The organism is Paenibacillus sp. FSL L8-0494 (assembly GCF_038003695.1).
Taxonomy (GTDB): Bacteria; Bacillota; Bacilli; order Paenibacillales; family Paenibacillaceae; genus Paenibacillus_AQ; species Paenibacillus_AQ odorifer.
Genome location: NZ_JBBOPQ010000001.1, coordinates 6334977 through 6353096 on the forward strand (window position 1 = coordinate 6334977; position 18120 = coordinate 6353096).

The following is an 18120-nucleotide window of genomic DNA, read 5'->3' on the forward strand; positions in this document are numbered from 1 at the left end:
TTTCTAGCCAAACACGAAAAATGAATATGGAATTAAATCAGGGATTTTCATTTGATCATTCACTCCCGATTTAATATAAATCATGATTAAAGGAGGTGACATAATGGAACTCAGTTTTAATCATAGTACGTTTGAAGAACTTGATTTATCTTCGTTGATGGATCTTAATGGTGGTGGCTGGTTAACTAAAGCAGTCGGCGTAGCCTCTTCAGTAGTGGGCGTTGGGGTTGCTGCTGCTGGAGTACCAGCAATCGCTAGTAGCTGCGCAATCTTAGGAGCAATTGCCACAGTACCAGCTCTTCCTGCATTAGGTTTAGCTGCTGCAGTAGCAGGCGTAGGAGTCGCAATATTTGGATAAGGGGGGATTGAATTGGAAATTTCAAGTAGTGGTTTTGAATTATTAAAAGGATCTGAATTGTACGATATTCAGGGCGGTGCTCTTTGGGGACAAATTGCAACTGGTATAGGTGGAGTTATTGCTGGAGCCACTTTAATAGCAGTTGCGGCAACAGCACCAGTTAGTCTTCCAGTAGTAGCAGCATGCGCCTTTGGCTATACTGCCTTAACTACATCTAGTATCATTATAATTTCCGCAGGAATTGCTAATAAAAATATATAAAACACTTTCCTGAATATTTAGTAGCTCCAAGAGAATAAATATCATTCACTTGGAGCTTATTATGATTTCTATTAGGTCAGAGAAGCAATCTTCTAGTGAGGCTTATTTACAAAAAGATTTTGTTTCAGTTACGAAATCATTCTCTACATGGATAAGATATTGTTGATCCCAATGAATATGTACAAATCACTAATAGTAGGTGGGGTTTATTCTGTTTAAGAAATACTATTGTATTAAACAGCTTGATATTAAAGACTGCGGTGCAGCCTGTCTAGCAACTATCTCCAAACAATACGGTCTCAAATATCCAATCACTAAAATTCGTGAAGTAGCCGGAACTGATAAAATGGGAACCAATATATATGGACTCATAAAAGCAGCAGAAAAACTTGGGTTTACAGCAAAAGGAGTCAAGGGAAGCCATGAAGCCTTCTTCGAAAACTTCCCACTTCCCGCTATTGCCCATGTCATTATAGATCAGACATTATTACACTATGTTGTAATCCATAAAATATCAAATAAGGAAATAATTGTTGCAGATCCAGTCCAAGGCATAGTTAAATATACACCGGAAGATTTCTTCCAAATCTGGACAAGTGTCCTTATCTTAATGGTACCCACTCCTCAATTCAAAAAAGGGGACCAAACAAAAGGTCTATTTGCTCGTTTCTTTGGATTGCTGATTCCTCAAAAAAGAATGCTAGGAGGAATTTTTCTAACATCTATACTCTACACTATCTTAGGTATACTTGCTGCATTCTATTTCCAATTTCTTTTAGACGAAATTCTACCCTTTGGATTAAAAAAGACACTTAACATAATATCTGTTGGAGTCATCATTCTCTACATATTTCAAATATTATTAAATGCCTTTCGTAGCCATATCTTACTGACGTTGAGCCAAAAACTCGATATTTCACTCATACTTGGCTATTACCACCATGTGTTAAAGCTCCCAATGAATTTTTTTGGTACACGTAAGACAGGAGAAATAATATCAAGGCTTATGGATGCTTCGAAAGTACGAGATGCCATTTCCAGCGCAACACTAACCATCATGATCGATATTATCATGGTTATTGCCGGTGGAATTATTCTATATTCGCAAAGTGCTCTTTTATTCGGAATTACTATACTTATGGTGCCAATGTATCTGGTATTGGTTTGGAGCTTCCACAAACCATTTGACCGTTTAAACCGCGAACAGATGGAAAAAAATGCTCAGCTCACCTCCTATATTGTTGAATCAATAGATGGTATCGAGACAGTTAAAGCCTATCATGCAGAATCGAAAGTGGGCTATGAAACTGAACAGAAGTTCATCTCATTTCTGAGATCTGTCTTCAGTTTTGGTCTTTTCAATAACATTCAAGCCTCCCTCAAGAGTTTTGTACAACTCGTTGGAGGAGTAGCCATACTGTGGGTCGGAGCAAGACAAGTGATAAAAGGCAATATGACAATGGGCCAATTGATTACCTATAACTCGTTATTGGCTTACTTCCTGCAACCCATCCAGAACTTAATCAACCTCCAGCCCACTTTGCAAACGGCCATTGTCGCTGCTGACCGATTAGGAGAAATTCTTGATTTGGAAGCGGAGAAGCATAATGATGAGGACAAGAAGATTCAACCTGCTTCATTAAAAGGTGATATTAAATTTGATCGTGTCAGCTTCAGATACGGTACACGTTCCCTTGTACTTCATGATATCGATTTGACACTTAGACAGGGTGAGAAAATTGCCTTTGTCGGTGAGAGCGGCTCGGGTAAAACCACACTAATCAAATTAATTATGCAATTTTACCAACACGAAGAAGGCGATATCTTAATTAACAACTACAACATTAAAGATATTCATTTAGATAGCTTAAGACAGCGGATCGCATATATCTCACAGGATACTTTCTTTTTTAGCGGAACAATTCGGGAAAATCTATGTCTGGGTGTCGATCAGGATATGGATTTGGAACTGATTGTTACCGCCTGCCAAACCGCACAGGCTCACGAATTCATCAATCAGCTTCCACTCCGCTACAACACTTTGTTAGAAGAGAATGCGACCAATATTTCCGGAGGACAGAAGCAGCGACTGGCTATCGCCAGAGCGGTGCTCAAACAGCCGGATATTCTTATTATGGATGAAGCCACTAGTAACCTGGATTCTACAACGGAGAAGGCAGTATCGGAGACGATCAATGCTTTTGAAGACATGACTACGATTATTATCGCTCACCGTTTGAGTACAATCATGCGTTGTGACCGAATTTATGTCATGGATCAGGGGCGGATTATTGAGTGTGGGACACATCAGGAGCTTCTAGATTACCGTGGAAAGTACTACGGCTTGTGGAAAGATCAACTCCCCGGGGTTGAACAAAAACAAGATCACACCATTCAATATGCTGCTGCAGGAGTAGGCGAGGTGTCTCTCGTATGAGCGCACAAATACATAACTTATCAGAAATGACCGATAGCAGAGAAATCATGGAATCCAAGACCAGTCCTGTGATTTCTATTTTCATACTTATCTTATTTATTCTATTGGGGTCTGCGTTGGTCTGGTCCTATTTTGGCCAGATCGATGAAGTCGCCAAAGCCTCTGCTGTAGTTAGGCCCAATGAAAAAGTCAGTACCATTCAGACTTCATCTGTGGGAAAAGTGGAACAGGTATATATCCATGAAGGGATGCAAATTAAGCAGGGCGAGCAGTTAATTTCCTTTGAGCATAAAGAACTCGATATAGAATTATCCAATCGTAACTCCGAAATCAATAAGCTCACTAAGAAACTGCACTATCTCGAGCTTTATAAACAAAGCATTAGCAATTTAAACAATCAATTTTCTTCTGAACATGCAGACGAAGTTTACTATTATGACATGGTAGAACAATTTCTCCTTGAATACAGCCAGCAGCAGCAGACCTATCAAGGAACCCAGGATCAGCTTACAGCTGCCATTCACGAGAATATAGGTTTGCAAGAATCTTCTGCCTTTAGTGCCGAATCCAGTTTGGATAAATCTCTTCAAAATAAAATTGAACTGGAACGAAAAAAGAAACTGCTGAATGTTGAAATTACAAACGAGAAATTGCTTGTGCAATCCATCAAAGAGAATCAAAATCTGCTTCCATCTACAGATACCAAACGGACGGAACAATATAATACATACCAAATTAAATATGTGCAACTATCTAAACAATCTGCTGAGAAAAAAGAAATCTACAACCGTTCGCTCAGCTTGGGGGACCGCCTTGTGCCTCAATCTCAGATTACAGATGAACAGCATCTATATGAAAGTTCATATTTGCAAATCAACCAATTCCAAACCGAAGCCGTGCTCAGCGCAGAAAGCAATATCACCAATTACAATCAACAATTGGTTGAGATAGAGGTCAGCCTCGATTTGCTAATAAATGGGCATGATCCCTCAGTTTCAGAACGAAAAACTTTAGAAATGCAAAAGAAACAGCTGGCTGAGCAGCAAAATGATCTACTGAATCAAGAGAAACTTAACCGGTCAACCGAAAAAACCTCATTGGAAAAGTTGAAACTTGACCGTATTGTACAGATTCATTCAGCAATAGAAGAAAATAAAAGAACCTTAATTACGCTGCAAGAGGCTATTAAGCAACTTGAGCTTGAACGAAACAAAAGACTGCTCATAGCACCAATTTCTGGGACCATTAATATTTTAAAAGAAACCAACATCGGGGACATGGTACAATCCGGCGAAGCCTTGATCTCCATTATTCCTAGCAACGAGTCAAAATATAAAATGAGCATCGCCGTACCTAACGCAGAAGCAGGAAAAATAGCGATTGGCAATAAAGTTGATTTCAGCTTTTCAGCCTTCCCTAAACAAAGTTTCGGTTCCCAAAAAGGTACGATTACATCTATCAGCACAGATTCAATTGTTCAGCAAGACGGTCTAAGCTACTATTTGGTGGAAGCAACGATATCCAATGACCCACTTGTTAATCGCAGAGGTGAACGTGGAGAGCTTCGTGTAGGGATGATAGCGCAAGCCTCTGTTATTACCGACTCCAAGAAGATCATTGATTTTGTTCTTGAAAAAATCAACTTAAAGGAATAGTGAGGTTGCCAGCTAAATGTTAAAGAAAACAGCTCTCTTGATACTTTCCTTCTTATTACTCCTATTGCCGCATTCCATTACAGCTCATGCTGATACGCAGGTATCTAGTGCAACAAAATTGCTTTCCATGGAAGAAACAATCCAGCTAGCATTAACTAACTATGTAGATATCAAGCTCTCACAATGGAATATTGCAGAAACGGATTCCAAATTCTCGTATGTATCATCTGAAAAGAAAAAGCTGGAACAAAAAAATGTAGTCATAACTAGCGGACTGCTGCCAGTAAATCCTGATATTTTTATCAGTAGTATTCCTGGTTACTCTGATTTAAGTAAAGAAGAACAGGCAGGGGTTAATCAATCCATTCTCATTCAAATTATGATTAACACATCTCTGAATCAATGGGTTAGCGCTCAGACTGAAAGCCAAAACAGTTACAATCAAGAGACTAAAACAGCGCAGCTCAAGGAATTTCGTGACCAGTTGCGCACATTAGAAACAGATAAAGTAATTAATCAGTTACGACTTCAAAAAACAGAAGCCCTCATCCGCTACTACGCTGTGCAGAAATATTATCAACTCTCTTCTCTAAAAAAAACGATTGAGTATGACAAACAAGAAAGCCAATATTGGTTTCAACATTCTGTGGATACCTTGCGATCATACGAGCATGGTCTACTGTCTAAGAGAAGTTTGGACGATTTTAATCGTAAAAATGCGGAACGAAAATCTGCTTTTGAACGTAACCTTAGGAGTTATGAAGCTCAGCTAGAACAATTTAAGCTTGAGTTAGGATTATCATCCTATTCAGAAGTCCTGCTGGATGATGTCATCTCCAGTGCACCAGAGCCTGTGAATTGGAACACTGTAGTCAGCCTCTCTAGCAATTATGATTTACGCGAGGAAGATGCACGAATCACACTCGCCAAAGATAATCTTGATGCAGCTAAAGCTTCCGATGCTGAACTCGTCACTTATTATTCTGTTCTATGGGCCAGCCAGATTTCACACAAAAATATAGTACAACAACAACTCGAAGAAAAACTGGCAACTTATAGGCCGGAAGCCAATGAAATTGATTTTGAATATTCAGAGCTGAAAGAGCAGCAACTGGAGCTCGTACGCGTCTCCCAGGATAATGATACTCTCTTAAATAGCGGATTAATTTCAGCAGCTCAGGCAGATCAGAACAAGCTCGATTTACTCAACTTAAATCGGCAATTCGATAAGCAAAAAGTAAAGTACGCTTTATTCCAAGCAAAGGTTACTCTGGCTCTTAGTGGAGTCATCCTCTAATAACCATTAAATTATCATTCATAACTCAAAGGAGAAATCACAAGATGAAAACCATATCCAGCATAATCGCAGCAACTCTTCTTTCTACCGCTATCGCATGGCCTGTCCATGCCGCAGAGAAGCCAATCTCCATTCAGATCAATCAGCAACAGCTCGCACTGAAGGGACAGGCTCCCTTCAATGATAATGGTACAATTGTCGTTCCTTTTCGCCCGGTTTTTGAAAAACTAGGACTTTCAATCGATTGGAATCAAACCACAGGTACCATAACGGGTACTAAGGAAGGGCTTACGATTACACTGCAACTAGGCAGCAAGCAGGCCAGCGTCAATGGTGTAATAACCCAACTTTCTGTTGCCCCTAAGCTCATCAATAATTCCACTTACATTCCGCTGCGCTTCGTTGGGGAGGCTACAGGTAATGAAGTCTCCTGGAATGCACACTCGAAGACAGTAACCATTACAGGCAAGACTAACCAGGTAAACCCGCAGGAAATCAATGCTTTTTTTGAAAAATACGTAACCTATACCAACAATGAGAATTATGAAGGGTTCATGAGCCTAATCGATAGCAAGTCTCCTCTTGTGGTCATCGGGCCACAGATTAAGAGCCAAATGGAACAATACGATTCGACCACTTCACTTGATCAATTAGAGGTTATCAGCCTTCAACCCACAGAGGCTACGGTTCACGCCGTTGAAACGACTACACACCTCAGCGGTCCATTCACCTTAGACAATACCTCTGAATATATTTATAGCTTAACGCGTACTGCCAGCACTGAAGACTGGAAAATCAACAACCTGCAGATTAAAGGCGTACAATATATACTCCCAGATAAACTGCTGAACGCTAAGCCAGCTGTGACGAAGTCGGATGAAACGGATATATTAGCTGTGCTTAAGAGCAACTTGGACTATACCAATGCAGAGAATATTCAAGGTGTGCTATCTACTATTGATCCTGAGTCCCCTGCTCTCGAACAAACCAAACAGCTCTTCAGCCAAATTTTCACAGTCTATGATCTACAGTTCACTCTGGAATCTGCCAAAATCATTCATTATACCCAGGATACCACAGCCGTATATATGGTTCAGACGAGCATCAAGCTTAAGGGTCCTGAGTTTCAGGATAACCGCTCCACCTCTGTCACAACGCTGAAGAAATCCAAAGCAGGCAAATGGATGCTGGATCAGACCTATCCGATTAGTGTAGACAAGTTAACTCCATAATTATAAGGATTTGTAACAAAACATAAAAACGGCAAGCCCCATTAACCCGGAGGCTTGCCGTTTGCCTATTTAAAGCGCCGGAGCATTAGTTTTTTCTGCTCCTTTACGCTCTTTTGCCGATTTACGGAAGTAGAACAACTCGTAAATCGCCGGCACTACAATCAGCGTAAGCAGTGTTGCTGCGGTTAAGCCGCCAATGACTACAATCGCCAAGCTTTGCGAGACGATGCTGCCCATCTCGGCATGGCCGAACAGCAGCGGTGTCATGGCGCAAATGGTGGCAATCGCCGTCATGAGAATCGGACGCATCCGTGTTCCGGCAGCTTCTAGAATAGCCTCGTGGATACTCATAGTGGCTTCATTTTGCTTAATCCGGTCAATGAGCACAATGGCATTCGTAACAACAATACCTATTAACATCAACGCCCCAAATAGAGCTGTGAAGTCAGGCGTTACACCGGACACGATAAGTCCAACAATCGCACCAATCGCTGCGAGCGGTAAGGAGAACATAATCGCCAGTGGAGCCCGAAGAGTTTTAAAGGTGAGTACCATGATCAGATACACCAACCCGATGGAGATTAATGCCGTCATACCCAGGTCGTTGAAATCCTCTGACTGATCAACTGACGCTCCGCCTGCAAATAAGGTCACGCCTTTCGGAAGTGTAAGACTATCCGTTTCTTTTTTAATATTCGCACCGATCTCAGATACCTTCTTCGGATCAACCTCTGCTGTAATTCGTACATACGGCTTCCCATCTTTATGGAACAACATTGCAGGCTCATTCCGAACCTCATAAGTTGCGAGCTGAGACAGTGGCTTCGGCCCCTCAACCGTCATGAGCGTCAGTGCTTTTAAATCCTGCTCCGTTTGCGGCTGAACCATAGGATCTAACACTACACCTGCTGCGTCACCATCGAGCTCAATTTGCCCCATTGGAATCGGATTAAGCATCGCTGACAGCTGCATCGAAATCTCCTGCGCATTGCTTTGCGCCGGATCTACCTTAAAGGAAAATACAGGTTTGGTATCCTCCATATTGCTGCTGACTTTTTGAATCCCCTCTACGGTCTTCAGCTTAGCAGTAACTTCTGTTGCTACATTAGTAATATCCGTAAGATTATCTCCGACAATATCAATATATTCGCTGGTAGAGCTGGATCCCATCATGCTCATTTGGTTGGCAACAAGCGTTGCTCCAGTGTATGAATCTTTTACCTCACGAACATGATCAATAAAAGCCTGAGCATCTGCACCTTTTTTCATAACAACGGTATAGTCCACTAAGGTTTCAGAGGTAACATTCCCCCACTTAGCGGCGTCCGCACTATTCCCTGATTGCATGATTACCGTTTCTGCTTGTGGCTGCTTCATCAAATCTTGTTCTAACTGCTTTCCCTTTTCCAAAATATCTTTGACAGGAACATCCTTCGGATAATTCATCTGAACAGAAACATAGCTGGCATCTGATGCATCGAGTGCCCCTTTTGGCATAGTCACATAAGCAGCAATGGAGCCAATCAGAAGCAGGAGACCCAACGATAAGCTAACCCATTTACGGCGAAGATTCCAGTCCAGAAAGCGGATAAACCATTTAGAAGGTTCATGTTCTTTCATTGATGTCCTTCTCAGCAGCCATGAGCTTAACAGAGGAACAACCGTCAAAGCTACTACGAGTGAAGTAAGCAATGAATAGGTCACTGTTAAAGCAAACGGCAGTAAGAAAGCTTGCAAACTACCACGCAAGAGACCCATCGGCAGAAATACTGCTACAGTAGCAATGGTTGATGAGGTAATCGCTCTAGCCACTTCCCCAGTTGCGCTAATAATCATTTCACGGGAAAGGGGTTCTTTTTGCAGCCTACGGTAAATGTTCTCAATCACCACGATACTATCATCGACCAAGCGGCCTACCGCAACCGCGACTCCCCCGAGTGTAATGATATTTAAGCTTATGCCGGAAATGTTCAGCAGATATAAGGTGACCGCTAACGAAAGCGGAATGGATACTGCCGTAATCAGAGTAGCCCGCAGGTTACGCAGGAACAACAGAATCACGATCGTCGCAAATAATGCACCTAGCAATACCTCACGCATCATACTGTTCACCGAGGTAACTACCATATCCGATGTACTGAATACCACTGCTGCTTCTGCATTAGGAATAGTTTTATTAATATGATCTACGGCAGCCTGAATGTTATCTCCGACACTGACTGCATTCGCATTAGCCTCTTTGGTCACAATGGCGAATAGAACGTCTTTCCCGTTCGAACGGCTGACACTTTCCTGATCCTGCTTCAATTCGACAGCAGCGATATCCTGCAGCTTAACGCCCGCAGATACAGGAAGCTTTTTTAAAGTATCCATACTATCTATCGTAGAAACTACGTTAACATTACCGGTTTGCCCACCAATCGTTTGCTCCCCAAGGGATGCCGAAACATTACGTCCTTGAAGTAAACCTAATACTTGTGGAGTCGTGACTCCCTTCTCAGCCATTAATTTTGGGTCCAGCTTAACACTGACCTGCGGAGTTACCTTACCATATAAAGCAACGTTCGCTACCCCTTCAGCTTTTTGCATCTCTGGAATGATAGTTTCTTCCGCAAGCTTAAGATTCTCTTTAGTCAGGCCTTCTTCAAAAGTAAGGGTAACCTGGGATACAGGAATCATGGAGGTATTCAACTGAAGTACAAAAGGAGCCATTACCCCTTCCGGAAACTTCAATGAATCGACGACCTTCTGGACCTCCTGCGCAGCATCCTTCATATTCGTTTTCGAATCATAAAAAATATTCACCTGCGCATATCCGTCTCCGGAAGTGGACAGTATTTCCTTCTTCCCTTTCACAAAAGCTGCTCCAGCTTCTATCGGCTTCGTTACATTAGTCTCCATAGCATGTGTATCCTGGCCAGGACCCAGCACAGTTACAGTCACTTGAGGATTATCCGCCTCTGGCATAAATTCCATCGGTAACGAAGTGTAGCTCATCCCTCCCACCACAAGAGCCATGACTACTAAAAGCCCCACCGCAGCCTTGTTACCGAACGACCATTTTGTTAACCATTTCATTTTCTTTTTCCCCTTCCACTCCACATGATTTCTGGCACTCCCCTTATGTCTGTTTGATTATGTATTAATTTCCATCCCGAGATTTAGTTTAGTCATTTTTGGCTGAAGTCAAAACAGCCCTACGGCTGGTTTCGTACTCAGTCTTAAGACGGGGAACTTTCCCCTTCTGCAGACAGATCCCCGTACTTTTTCTTGATGATGGCAACTGGAACGTGAGCATAAAAAAAGAGCCCCGTTAGCCATATAAATGGCCAACAGGACTCCCTTTTGTTATGGTTTATTTCCCTTCCGCACGTACTGGATCACGGAACATAAATTTCAATAGTGGCGGCGTTACAAGTGTAGTTACAATGACAACAATAATGACCGAAGTAAAATACTGTTGCTGTAACAAGCCGCTTTGCAGCCCTGTGGCGGCAATGATCAACGCAACTTCCCCCCGTGAAATCATCCCTGACCCAATAATGGCAGACGAGTGGTTATCAAAGCCTGTAAGACGCGCGCCCAGACCGCCACCAAACAGCTTGGTCAGAATGGCAACCACCGTAAGCAAGATCACGAAGCCTATTTGACTGCCTACCCCTTCAAAGGAAACACTAAGTCCGATACTTACAAAAAAGACCGGCACAAAAATCGAATAAGCAATCGGCTCGAGCTTGGATTCTACCGTGTGCTTAAAGGAAGTTTGCGAGATAGCAATCCCAGCCGCAAAGGCACCAATGATTCCTGCCATCCCCATGATTTCAGCAAAATAGGCGAATGCGAAACAAATCATTAACGCTGCTGAGATAACTGCCTCTGTCACCTTCAGCGGAGCCATCCATTTCATGACCCGAGGAACAATAAACCAGCCGGCAACAATCGCTACGGCAAAGAACAACACCTTTTTCCCAATTAGAAGACCAATAGAAACGTCTGCCCCTGTACCGAAAAAGCTCATCAGAACAGCGAGCAAAATAACAACCAGAATATCATCTACTACAGCAGCCCCCAGAATTGTAGAGCCTTCACGTGTGTTCAGCTTATTCATATCTTTTAACACCTGCACCGATATGCTGACCGATGTTGCACTAAGAATAACGCCCATAAACAATGCATTATGATAAGCAAAACCAAACATTTCTCCTAAGGCGAACCCACCCAAAAAGGGTAATATAATTCCACCGACGGCTACTGCAAAAGCTGATTTCCAGTTCTTGCGCAATTGATCCAGGTCCGTCTCAAGCCCTGCTATGAACATTAACAGTAGAACACCGATCTCAGAGATATAATGAATAAACTCTCCATCCTGAACCCAGCCCAGTACCGCAGGCCCCAGTATGATTCCCACAATAAGCTTGCCTAGCACAGCTGGTTGCCCAAGCCGCACAGATAGATCACCAGCTACTTTGGTGAACAATATGATCAGCATAAGATATAAAACAAACTCCATCTTTCTATCCACTCCCTTGTTGTATATAAGAACTGCCAACCAGGAGCTTCTCCAAGCCAAAAAAAGACAAAGAGGAGCCCTTGTTGACAGGCTCCTCCAAAAAACAAATAATTATTCAATTTAACTTTATAAATTATATTATACCTATATTTAAAATAACTGTAAACCAGATGCGCCGATAATATAATTATGCACATTTGATTTGTTCTAGAATGCAATTACTTATTTCAGATAGAACACTTCACGTAAGGGCTGCATAGGCACCTCATCATTGAAATCAAATGACCCTTCAACCATCTTAGAGGTAATCGCATTCCAGCGGTTGCAGGCATCACTTTTGGCAATGTAATCAAAAGCCGCCTTACTATCCTCACACTCATAACAGTAAAAAAATTGATTGCCATTCTGAAAGATGGAATAGTTAGAAATACCAGCCTTACTGTGCTCCTCCAAAATTTCTGGCCAAGGATTTAAATGCATAGCTACATACTCCTCTAAACATTCTTCCTTCACCCGCCATGTCCAAGCCAATTTATTGCTGCTCATCTGCTCATCCTCCTAGAAATCCCCTCTTTTGCATATATTAAGAACTAGGGACATTTGATACCTATTATTGTACCTGAATAGAGTAGTCCAAGCTATGCATATCTATATTCTCTGGAAATTTCTTAAGCGTTAATTCCGGCTTCACTCGGACGAAGAATAGCAGAACCAATCGCCAGCAGCACGGCGGCCATAAGGCCCAAGATGGCAAAGGGCAGCCATAATTCATTCCAGCCCCCACCTGTAGCAGCGATATCGATCGCTTGGATCGCCCATTTTTGCGGTACAAAATTAGCTGCCTTCTGCATATAGTCCGGCATAATGGATAACGGCCAGAAGCAGCCTCCAAGCATACATGTCGGGGTCAGGATCAGCGAATTAAGCATGCCCGTATTATTGGGATTGCGAATCAGACCTGCTACCGTACTAGCTAAACCCATGGAAACGAGCATAAATGCTGCAAGAACCAAGAAATACAAGTAGAGCGGTAACCCAAAGTCAAACTGCAGCACATAACGGCCTAAGGCAAGTATTACAATGATTTGAATTAACCCAACGATGAAGCTTCCCAGAAAATTACCGAGGGCAATCTCATACGAGCGAACCGGGGCACTGAACATACGTTTCATCGTTCTTTCTCTTCGATCATCCATAATAAGCGACACTGAACTTGTAACCAGCCCCATTAAGAACATCAAAGTAAATCCTGTGACGATGCTTAAGCCCTCTTTGGGATATAAATCATAATCTGTTCTTATACTGCCTACACTATGTTGCTCTGCTCTCTGCATTACGGCAGCAAACTGTGAGTCCGAGCCAGTAGCCTCAGCCCGAGCTGCTCCAATTAGTCCCGCAGTGTTTCGCATTTCATCAGCAATTACACTGATTTTCATTTTCACCATAATTGATGTTTCGGTAGCCTTAAGCTCATACACACTAATTTGCGGCTCTTCTCCAGCAAGCAGTGCGGAGGTGAAGTTTTGCGGTATCAAAACACCGGCTTCTCCGTTCTGATCGATAATACTCTCCCTCAAATTAGCCTCATCTGTCTTCTCTACAAGCTTATAATCACCGGTATTCTCCAGCTCGGTAAGCAAATGATTACCTGCTGCACCATCATCCATATTCGAATATAAAATAGTAGCCGGTCTTTCACCCATACTTCCACTAATTGCTACTATCACCGACACGACAATACAGGGCAGAAGAATATACGTAAGCAGCCCATTCCGAGAACCGATTGTTCTTTTCACCATATTCCAAGCAATCGTTAAGATCTTATCCATGGTAACCTACCTTCCGGTACGAGATAACCGCTCCACTGAATAGAACTAGACAGATGATCGACATGACCAGCAGATTCGGCAAAATCTCTGAGACCTCTGCATGCAGCATCATTTTTAGAACAGCTTGTAGCACCCAGTGATTCAGGGTAAATGCCCCGACGGAGTTCACCCATGATTCCGGAAGTGGAGCCATCCCTCCACTAATAAAGGTCATGACCACAGTGATAACATTAATAATACTTCCTGCACTTGCTTTAGTTTTGCTAAACATTGAAATGACAATCGATAACGTCATGGAAGCAATGATCATTAAGAGACAGAAGAGCAGCAGCAAGCCCGGACGATTGCCCCAATTTACGCCAAACAACAAGTGAGTCAGGATAATAATCGCTGCACACTGCACTACACTTACAACCCCTACACCTAACATTTTACCAATAAACAGCTCAGAACCTTTTACCGGCATTGAAGTTATTCGGAAGAGGGTATGATTTTCTTTTTCATTAAAAAGAGAGGTACTGACGGTCAAACCGCTATATAGCAGAAACATCAGCATCATGGATACCGCATAGAATTGGGAGGCTGTATAGGATCGGCCACCTTCACTGAGCGCCCCAACCTTAACAGAAGGCTGCTCCCCCGAACTTGGTGCAGTAACAGTCAAAGCTTCTGGACCCAGCGTCATAGCTACGGACTGCTTATAGTTAATATTGTTCAAAAAGTTATCGAATACCGTCCCCGCAACCATATTATCTGTCCGATCTTTACCCAGAATAAACTCTAGCTGTGCAGTATCACCGCTTTGTACTTTTTTATCGAAGCCTGGAGGAACAATAACCGCATAACCATATTTTCCGGTACGCAAGCCGCTTTCCGCTGTCTCTCGGCTCCCTACTTTGACCGGAATGATGATATCCTTAAGCTCCGGCGTCTTCAAAAAGCTGTCTATCATCGCCGAGCTTTCATATCCTTCTCCAGAAAGATTAACTATACCAACACGTACTGGATCAATCTCAGACGCTGCCTTATCACCGATTACACTGGAAAGGGAGGCACCCAGCAGAAAGATCAAAAGCAGCGGTAGCAGAAACATATTAATGATGATTGAGCGTGAAATAAACAGCCTGCGAAGCTCATAAATCATAATTGTCCAAATATTTCTCAAAGCGTTCTCTCCCTCCTTTAATCGCGCAATGTCCGTCCTGTCAAACTAAGGAATAATGTCTCCAGATCCGGCTCCTCTATATTCAAAGAACCAATAACCCCTTCATGTTTAGCAAAAATAAATAAGATATCCTGCAGCTCATCCTGTGAGGAGGGGAGATACATTTCTACCGTTCCCTCTTTACTTTCCACTCTCGTGATCCGCGGGTGTAGACTAAGCTCATTGATTAGCTCCGGGGTGATGTTCGTTGCTTTGACCACTATTTTTTCTTCCTGAGAAACCCGTTCCCGCAGCTCCTTTTCCGTACCACAAGCAATGATATGTCCCTTATCCATAATCGCTACCCGATCACAAATGGCTGCAACCTCTTCCATATAATGACTAGTGTAGATGACGGTTGAGCCAAGCCGATTTAGCTCTTTGACCGACTCAAGGATATGATTACGAGACTGCGGATCAATCCCTACGGTCGGCTCATCCATAATAATCAGCTTTGGATGATGCATGATGGCACAGGCGATATTCAAACGTCTCTTCATCCCTCCGGAGAAAGTGGCTGGTTTTTCTTTGGCACGGTCACTAAGTCCTGTGAAAGCAAGAGCTTCCGCCACCCGCTCTTTCAGCAATTTTCCCCGCAAACCATACAATCTTCCGAAAAAAGTCACATTTTCAGCTGCTGTCATTGTATTGTACAAAGCCAAATCCTGCGGAACTAAGCCGATCTTTTTCTTAACCTCCAGTGCATACGAAGAGACTGATAACCCATCAATAACAATGTCTCCACTATCAATCTTTAGCAGGCCGCAAATCATACTTATAGTTGTACTTTTACCTGCCCCGTTCGGGCCTAGCAGGCCAAAGATCTCTCCTGCTTGAATCGTAACATTCACATGATCTACCGTTAATTTGTTCTCATACCGTTTCACCACATCGGTCAACACCGCGATTGCCATCTCTTATCTCCCCTGTCGTGTGTGCTTCTATATTTTCAATTTTATTCTAGGTTGAATTTTTACGGATGTACGAAAGGTCATTTTTTGAAGGTGACTAAAGTCATCTCCTGAAGTAGTGGGATAATATGCTAAGATTATTAAAAAACATAAAGGATGACTAAGGCGTGCCCAGAGAGCTAAACTTATTGCGTTACGGACTCATCTTAATCCCTGCGTTTATTACCATTTATGTCTATCAATATAACGATTATGGAATCTTCACGCTGCATATCCTGATGCTTCTATTCCTTGTGGTCATGGTGCCAAAGCTCCCTCGATCCATTCATGCTTTGATTAGTATCATTGAAATCTTGTTCACGGCCTGGTTATGTTATCAATATGGCAGCATGATGATTTTCCCCGCTATATCAGCACTGCTTTATTATTCCAGACTCCAGCCTAAAGCAGTGCCTTATGTGTTCACAGGTGTACATCTGATAGCTTTGAACGTTGCACTCCAGAATTCTCCATCGCTCGTAGTGACTTACATTAACTTTTCATTTCTGCTCACTGCCTACCTAAATAAGCTATTATTAAAAGCTGGCCAGAGGCGCGAAGACACTCTTCTTCTATATGATGAGTTACGCAAAAAGCATTTCGAGCTCGATGAAGCTCGCAACCGCCTGCTGGAGTTCAGCGCGCAAGTAGAAGAGTCTGCCCAATCCAAAGAGCGCGTCCGCATCTCACGACAGCTCCATGACGATATCGGCCACCGGCTAATCCGGATTAAAATGATGATGGAGGCCGCCCTCCAGACCTTGCCTACCTCTCCCGAGAGCGGAATGCAAATGATGGAACTGATTCGTGACCAGCTGTCGGCCAGCATGGACGATATGCGGTCCGCAGTTAAACGTATCAACTACACTCCGAAGCTTGAGGGAGCTTATGCGTTAGACCGGCTGCTCGAAGAAATTGGACGTGAGACGGGGATCGAGACCTCATACCAAGTACAGGGCATACCTTATCCACTCTATCCCAGTATTCAAGTAATCCTGTACAAAAACGCCCGTGAAGCTATAACCAACGCCTTGCGGCATGGAAAAGCAACGTCCATCCGGATCAAAATTGACTACGCGCAAGCAGGAATCACTATGGAGGTTAGCAACAATGGATCACTTCCAGAAGAAGAGAAGCTCCGCAAATTATTGGGGAGTGGTGGAGACGGGATGAAAGGAATGTACGAGCGCACTCATCTGATCGGCGGAACACTCGAACTAAGGCAGGCGCCACATTTTACAGTCGTTACACGGCTGCCCATTTATAAGCAAGATGAGATTGTATAACGAAAGGAGCCATGCTAATGATTAAAGTGTTGATTGTTGACGACGACCCCTTTATTCGCCAAAGTCTGCAAGTATTGCTAGGTATGGACCCAGATATTGAAGTTGCCGGAGCAGCTTGTGAAGGTAACGAGGCCTTGGAATTACTTCAAAAAGGATTAAAGACCGATGTAGCTCTGATGGATATCCGCATGCCCGGCTGCGGTGGCGTTGAAGGAACGGAGAAGATTAAGCAGGCTTTTCCGCAAATTGCGATATTGATGCTGACCACTTTCGATGACGATGAATATATCATTGAAGCACTGCGTAACGGAGCTAGTGGATATTTGCTCAAAAACATACCGCCAGACCGGATCATCCAGGGCATTAAAACGGTTTTTGATGGGAACATGCTTATCCACCCTGATATCGCCCGCAAGCTGGCAACCTTTCTGCAGCCTACGGCACGGCAAGAATTGCCACAGGTACAGCCACTGGAATCGTTCGGATTGACCAAAACAGAGCTGGCTGTAGTGGCTTCTATCGCTGAGGGGCATAGCAACAAAGAAATCGCCGGACAGCTTTTTTTAAGCGAAGGTACCGTCAAAAATTACATAACGGATATATTAAGCAAATTAGAGCTCCGCGATCGTACGCAAATTGCAATTTTTTATTTGAAGAACATGCGGGGTTGAACTAGTAACATATAACATGTGAATAGGCCGCTGCCAAAGTTAGTTTTTCTTACGGACTCCAGTGAAGTTACTCCTTGGACGCGGGCTCGGACTCCAGTGACGTTGCTCCTTGGCGCGGGCTCGGACTCCAGTGACGCTATTTACAATTTTATCGGCGTTTGAGCAGAGTTTCGGACTCCAGCGACGTTACTCCTTGGCGCGGGCGGGCTCGGACTCCAGCGACGCTATTTACAATTTTATCGGCGTTTGAGCAGAGTTTCGGACCCCAGCGACGTTATTCCTCAGAAAGAGGCTCATTTGGGGTGTTTTTAATGCCAATAGTGGCTTTCGGGTCCGTTACCATTCTAAAAAAGCGAAAATGCTGCGATTAGGGGCAACTGGGTCCGATAGCAACTTCTCGCACGCGAAACTACCATCTAATCAAAACAAA

General features: G+C 43.2%; 14 protein-coding genes. 8 read left to right on the forward strand and 6 right to left on the reverse strand.

Annotated elements, in window-relative coordinates:
• The first annotated feature begins 103 nt into the window (after positions 1 to 103).
• The 6 genes from NYE35_RS28675 (at position 104) to NYE35_RS28700 (ending at position 7240) form a co-directional block, all read left to right on the forward strand.
• The gene (locus NYE35_RS28675) at positions 104 to 358 is read left to right on the forward strand and encodes a hypothetical protein (protein WP_036678596.1); all 255 of its coding nucleotides are present in this window, start codon (positions 104 to 106) and stop codon (positions 356 to 358) included.
• A gap of 12 nt (positions 359 to 370) precedes the next feature.
• Positions 371 to 619, forward strand: a complete 249-nt coding sequence (locus tag NYE35_RS28680; RefSeq protein ID WP_341122300.1) for a hypothetical protein — start codon at positions 371 to 373, stop codon at positions 617 to 619.
• A gap of 208 nt (positions 620 to 827) precedes the next feature.
• A complete protein-coding gene (locus tag NYE35_RS28685; protein ID WP_370510553.1) occupies positions 828 to 3056 on the forward strand; it encodes a peptidase domain-containing ABC transporter in 2229 nt (742 codons plus the stop codon).
• Positions 3053 to 4711, forward strand: a complete 1659-nt coding sequence (locus NYE35_RS28690) for an HlyD family efflux transporter periplasmic adaptor subunit (protein WP_038573521.1) — start codon at positions 3053 to 3055, stop codon at positions 4709 to 4711. Before NYE35_RS28685 ends, NYE35_RS28690 begins: the two co-directional genes overlap by 4 nt.
• Before the next feature lie 16 nt (positions 4712 to 4727).
• Positions 4728 to 6008 (forward strand): hypothetical protein, encoded by a 1281-nt coding sequence (locus NYE35_RS28695; protein WP_341122301.1) that lies wholly within the window; start codon positions 4728 to 4730, stop codon positions 6006 to 6008.
• A gap of 44 nt (positions 6009 to 6052) precedes the next feature.
• Positions 6053 to 7240, forward strand: coding sequence for a copper amine oxidase N-terminal domain-containing protein (locus NYE35_RS28700; protein WP_341122302.1), 1188 nt, complete (start codon positions 6053 to 6055; stop codon positions 7238 to 7240).
• Positions 7241 to 7309: 69 nt separating this feature from the next.
• On the opposite strand, the gene NYE35_RS28705 is transcribed toward NYE35_RS28700, so the two are convergent.
• From NYE35_RS28705 to NYE35_RS28730, 6 genes are all read right to left on the reverse strand, one after another.
• The gene (locus NYE35_RS28705) at positions 7310 to 10318 is read right to left on the reverse strand and encodes an efflux RND transporter permease subunit (RefSeq protein ID WP_339824442.1); all 3009 of its coding nucleotides are present in this window, start codon (positions 10316 to 10318) and stop codon (positions 7310 to 7312) included.
• 277 nt (positions 10319 to 10595) lie between these two features.
• Positions 10596 to 11750 carry a cation:proton antiporter gene (locus tag NYE35_RS28710; protein ID WP_036678577.1) on the reverse strand — a complete coding sequence of 385 codons (1155 nt, stop codon included), beginning with the start codon at positions 11748 to 11750 and terminating at the stop codon, positions 10596 to 10598.
• Positions 11751 to 11972: 222 nt separating this feature from the next.
• Positions 11973 to 12296, reverse strand: coding sequence for an L-rhamnose mutarotase (locus NYE35_RS28715; protein ID WP_038573529.1), 324 nt, complete (start codon positions 12294 to 12296; stop codon positions 11973 to 11975).
• A 122-nt stretch (positions 12297 to 12418) separates the two neighbouring features.
• Positions 12419 to 13579, reverse strand: a complete 1161-nt coding sequence (locus tag NYE35_RS28720) for an ABC transporter permease (protein ID WP_341122303.1) — start codon at positions 13577 to 13579, stop codon at positions 12419 to 12421.
• Positions 13572 to 14744 (reverse strand): ABC transporter permease, encoded by a 1173-nt coding sequence (locus NYE35_RS28725; RefSeq protein WP_051491030.1) that lies wholly within the window; start codon positions 14742 to 14744, stop codon positions 13572 to 13574. Before NYE35_RS28725 ends, NYE35_RS28720 begins: the two co-directional genes overlap by 8 nt.
• Before the next feature lie 17 nt (positions 14745 to 14761).
• Positions 14762 to 15697 carry an ABC transporter ATP-binding protein gene (locus NYE35_RS28730; protein WP_036678569.1) on the reverse strand — a complete coding sequence of 312 codons (936 nt, stop codon included), beginning with the start codon at positions 15695 to 15697 and terminating at the stop codon, positions 14762 to 14764.
• Between the two features lie 164 nt (positions 15698 to 15861).
• Between NYE35_RS28730 and NYE35_RS28735 the strand changes: the two genes are divergently transcribed.
• Both NYE35_RS28735 and NYE35_RS28740 read left to right on the forward strand, forming a co-directional pair.
• On the forward strand, positions 15862 to 17019 hold the full coding sequence (locus tag NYE35_RS28735; RefSeq protein WP_076107076.1) for a sensor histidine kinase: 1158 nt from the start codon (positions 15862 to 15864) through the stop codon (positions 17017 to 17019).
• 17 nt (positions 17020 to 17036) lie between these two features.
• Positions 17037 to 17690: a response regulator transcription factor gene (locus NYE35_RS28740; protein ID WP_076107075.1), complete on the forward strand. Its 654-nt coding sequence runs from the start codon at positions 17037 to 17039 to the stop codon at positions 17688 to 17690.
• Positions 17691 to 18120: the final 430 nt, after the last annotated feature.